This is a genomic window from Acetivibrio sp. (assembly GCF_035371925.1).
GTDB lineage: Bacteria > Bacillota > Clostridia > Acetivibrionales > Acetivibrionaceae > Hungateiclostridium.
The window spans coordinates 1-5328 of record NZ_DAORXT010000136.1; the positions used below are offsets into that span (position 1 = coordinate 1).

Genomic DNA, 5328 nt, shown 5'->3' on the forward strand with positions numbered 1-5328 from the left:
TTGTGGGAAACAGGATTAGTTATATAAAAAATACTTTTAACATTAATGTATTTATATTGAAGTTTAGGGGGTAATGTAAGTGAAAAAAATGCTTGCCATTTTCATGGCTTTAGTTCTTCTTATGCAAATTGCATTTACCAATGTTTGCTTTGCTGCATCAACATCTAATACTATAACAGTCAAAGGACGTTTAACCTACAAATATAAGAATTCTATGTCGGATACTGAAAAAACAGCTCCATTGAAAAATTTTACTGTGATACTGTATGATAAGGATATTTTTAGCAGTGAAAAACTTGGGGAAACAAAAACCGACAGTAACGGTAATTTTGTTTTTAAATCGATTAATACTGATGATGGATGGCTTGGAGGTGGAGTAGATTTATATTTTGTTGTTAAAGCTGAGGATGAATTTTCCTATGTAGTTGAAATAGATTATACGTCAGATCAGGTGGACAATGTTACAACGGACTATGATTTCGGAGAAGTTAATATAGGACTGAATGCACCTTTTCATATTGTAAATACTATTCGCAAAGCAGCTGAGGTATGGATGGCGGGTAAACCTGATTTTGACTGTAAACCTCCAAAGGTTAAAGTTGTATGGAAAGATGATTCTTATAGTGGAGGAACACGCTGTGGAAAGGATACTATGTATATACAGTCAATTAAAACTGATACCGACGAGTGGGACCAAACTGTAATTTGGCATGAATACGGACACTTTTTAATGAGCAATTTTGCAGAACAGCCTAAAGGAGCCGGTGGAAGTCATAACACTATCGGGGTTTATAATAAAGGTTTGGCATATTCAGAAGGATGGGCAACATATTTCGGACAATATGTTGACGGAACTCCCAATTACAGGGATTCCAATGCTAGTGGGGGACTTTATAATGAGATAGAGACACCGAATCCAGATGTTCCGAATGAAGGTAATGAATATGCGAATGCGGCGACTTTATGGGATATAACGGATACGGTTAATGAAAGCCATGACAAATTAAGTGAGAGCTTTACACTTGTACAGAATGTATTTCACGAAAAAGTAGCATCTACAGGTAAATACAATCAAGGTCTTAGTGATTTTTGGACAAATTGGTTTGCCAAGGGGTACGCTAAGGGAAAAGAATATGAAATATGGAGCATTTTTAATCGTCACGGAATGCAGTTTGACAATGAACCGCCAAAGGTATCGTTTAAGAAACTTCCCAGTGAATTAATTACTAAGGACACTGAGGTTGAAGTTAATGCCACAGATAATATCAGGGTTGAAAAAGTGGAATTTTATGTTGACGGAGTATTAAAATCAACTTGTACTGCACCACCGTACAAATTTGTTATAAAAAAGGGAGAATACCCTAAAGGTAAACATATACTTCAAGCAAAGGCATATGATCCGGCAGGTCTTTATCAGACAGCTACAACTGGTGGATTCCAAGAGGCTGATATAGTATCTGATGTAAAAGTGGCAAAACCGGTTTATAGCAATTTAACGGGCATGGATTTTTTAACTAATACAATACTGCAGCAAATCAGAGAAGCCTTTGGTGTGGCATATCAGCCGTTTATAGTAGGTGATGGTGAAGAAGCAATAGCAGTTACAACAAAACATTGGGATGATATAGGTAGTATTCTTAAAGGAATGGGTAAGAGCTTTATTGAAATAAATGATGCTTCACTGGTGACCTATGACGACATAAAAATCTATGATTCTATTTTCTTGAACTGTAATTCCGGAGCAATCAGCTATGCAGGAAGAGCGGCATCTTCTATTGAAAGATTTGTTAGAGAAGGTGGGACAGTTTATGCCTCGGATCGTGCATATGCTTATATTGATAAAGCTTTTCCCGGGTACATAAAGTTTCCGTATAGTCCGTATATAGGAAGAGCTCAAAAAGTGAATGCAACAATCACGGATAAGGGATTAGCCAGTTATCTTGGGAACGAAAATATTAAAATAAATTACGATTTGAGCGGTTGGGTTGTTATTGAATCGGTAAGTCCCGATGTTACAACTCATGTGACAGGAGATTATTATAACGATTTTGGTATTTTGATAAAGGGAGCACCTTTATTGGTTTCTTTTCCTTATGGAAAGGGAAAGGTTATCTATACTACTTTCCATAATGAAAGGCAAATAACTGACGAAGTGGCAAAGATACTTGAGTATTTGGTTCTTAAAGTTACTCATAACATTCCGGAGAACAATGTAATAGATATAATCAATAAGTTTGATTATTTACCGATGAGTATTATGTTTTCAACACTTAGTCAAGGTGAAGAGTCAGAGATGTACAAGTTTAACTGCAAGCCTGGTTATGACTATCTTTTGACGATGGATAGCTATGGCGGAGATTATGATATAGAATTGTACAAACCGGATGGTACTTTATATTCCATTATACAGAACCCTATGCTATCCAACGGAATATATATTATGAATCCTGAAGCTGGAGAATGGGGATATAAAGTATTGGCAAAAGAGGTATATTTTGATGATGCGGCTTTTGTGGTGGGAATAGGAGAAAGCTTAAGAACACCAAGTATTACAAATCTGGAAGAGTTTACAAATAAACCTTTTGTTGATATAGAAGGTGTAGCACCGGGATATTCGAAAATTGAACTGGTAGTGAAAAATGGGGAGAATTCCGACCGCTACAATACAAGTGTCAATGACAGTGTATTTAATTTTTCCGATGTAATGCTTTATGAAGGAACAAATGAACTTACTGTATGCGGCAGTGTATATCGAGAAAGTGTCATTAATAGTGTTTATGGCAATCCGGACTTAAAAATACGGGAGTATATTATAGAATGCGATTTTACAGAACCCATAATAGAATTTGATTATGAATATGATGAAATTGTATATGTTGATGAGATTGAAATATCAGGCTCGGTGTCTGAGGAATGCAGTGTAATAATTAACGGTCAAGAGGCAGAGTTGGTTTATGGCAAAATAGGCACCAATCCGCATTTTGATTTGACAGTAAATCTTAGTAAAGGTGAAAATGTCTTTACAATAAAGGCTGTTGATAAAGCAGGTAATGAATCAGTAACTACTTTGAGCATTTATAGGGATGAAAATATATCCAATGAAACCAATCCACCTAAAGTTGTAAGTATTAATTTGTCAGAGGAACAGATCGTGTCCGATGATTATGTCATAGAGATCGTTGCTGAAGATGAGAGTGACTATGTTATAAGAGCAGCAATTGATGAAATTGAGGTGGATGCAAAAGATGGAAATAGATTTACATTGGAAAATCAAAAAGAAGGTAAACATCTGTTCAGTTATGCTGTTATTGATAGATGGGACAATATGACAACCGGTGAGGTGACTTTTTACATCTCAAAGGGTAGTTCCACACCTGCGAGTCCCTCAACACCAAAATCCAAATCTACAACTTCGAAAGAAAAAACACCAATACCGACACCTACACCAACATATACACCAACACCAACACCTACACCAACGCCTACAACGGATATACCTGCTACAGAAAAAGAACAAATAAAAGAACCGAACGATGAAATTCCTACTGGGTTTATCTTTAGTGATGCTATAAATCATTGGGCAAAAGACTATATATATAGTCTCCACTCAAAAGGGATAATTAACGGATATCCCGATGGCACAGTTAAGCCGGATAATGAAATTACTCGTGCAGAAGTGGCAGTAATTTTGGCTAAAGCTATAGGAATTGATTTAAAAAATTCTACGAAGGCAGATTTTAAGGATTTTGATGAAATACCTGAGTTTGCAGTTCAGTCAGTGAATGCTTTATATGAAAAAGGAATTTTCATTGGATATGAAGATGGGAGCTTTCGTCCATATAATAAAATAACTAGAGCTGAATTAATTACTGCAGTTTCAAAAGCATATAAAATTGAGCCTGTTGGTTCAACTACAAATGACTTTGCAGATTTTGAAGTAATACCGCAATGGGCATTAGGTTATATTAATGCTGCCGTTGAGAAAGGAATTATTAAAGGTTATCCGGATTTAACTTTCAGACCGCAAAGTAATATCAAGCGCAGTGAAGTATTTGCGGTTATATACAATTGCATATCTTGGTATGATAAACAAAGTAAAAATTAAAAAGAGTAATATTGAGGATTAAAAGGGTAATATAATAAAAAATTATTTATCATTTCAAAAGATTTAAACCTTCCTATACTGAATACTGGATATAATTCTGTAACAGTAAGGAAGGTTTTTTGTTTGATTCAGTACTGAAGGATTTTAGCTAAAGTATTGATAAATAATGTTAAAATACCGATATATATGATATAATAATTTACATGTCGGCATATAATTCCCTGCAGAGAACTGACGGGTTTTATGCAATTTTTTGTTTGAGGTGAGATGAAATGTACTGTGATAATAAAATTTGGATTGCTAAAGGAGAAAATCCCGTTTATCTTCTACCAGACAAGGCCAATAGGCATGGACTTATAGCAGGTGCTACCGGGACGGGCAAAACAGTGACTTTGAAAGTTTTAGCCGAGTCTTTCAGTGATTGTGGTGTTCCTGTTTTCCTTGCCGATGTAAAAGGTGACCTTGCAGGGTTGGCAGTGCAGGGAAGTGAGGATCCCAAAATTCGGGAGAGAGTCGCAGAGCTTGGGATTGAAGGCTTTAAATACAGTGCTTATCCGGTGCGTTTCTGGGATATATACGGCGAATGCGGAATTCCGGTGAGGACTACTGTTTCGGAAATGGGTGCATTAATGCTGGCAAGGCTGCTTGGACTGAATGAGACTCAAACCGGCGTGCTAAGCATAATATTCCGCATTGCAGACGATAAGGGATTATTGCTGATAGATATGAAGGACCTTCGTGCAATGGTACAATATGTGGGTGAACATGCCAAGGAATTTACCCTGGAGTACGGAAGCATTTCAACCCAAAGTGTGGGAGCGATTTTAAGAAGTCTTGTTGCTTTGGAGGATCAGGGAGGAAATCTCTTTTTCGGAGAACCGGACCTTGATGTTAACGACTGGATTCAGACTGCTCCTGACGGACGCGGATATATAAATATACTGCACAGCGTTAAATTGATTCATTCACCGGTGCTTTACTCCACTTTCCTTCTGTGGATGCTTTCAGAATTGTTTGAAACCCTTCCGGAAGTTGGGGATGCTGATAAACCTAAAATTGTATTTTTCTTTGACGAGGCACATTTACTGTTTAAAGATGCACCAAAAGTGCTTCTTCAAAAGATAGAGCAAGTAGTAAGATTGATTCGCTCAAAAGGAGTAGGTATATATTATAATAAGCTTTTATCGTATGAAGATTTGAAAAATTAATAGTTTTTGAGATGA

The 5328-nt window shown here is 36.5% G+C and carries 2 protein-coding genes; both read left to right on the forward strand.

Annotation, left to right across the window (positions count from 1 at the left end):
• The first annotated feature begins 88 nt into the window (after nt 1–88).
• Nucleotides 89–4105 (forward strand): S-layer homology domain-containing protein, encoded by a 4017-nt coding sequence (locus PLH43_RS12925; protein WP_324363785.1) that lies wholly within the window; start codon nt 89–91, stop codon nt 4103–4105.
• Between the two features lie 272 nt (nt 4106–4377).
• Complete coding sequence (locus PLH43_RS12930; protein WP_349255152.1) at nt 4378–5313, forward strand: helicase HerA-like domain-containing protein; 936 nt, start codon at nt 4378–4380, stop codon at nt 5311–5313.
• The last annotated feature ends 15 nt before the right edge of the window (nt 5314–5328 follow it).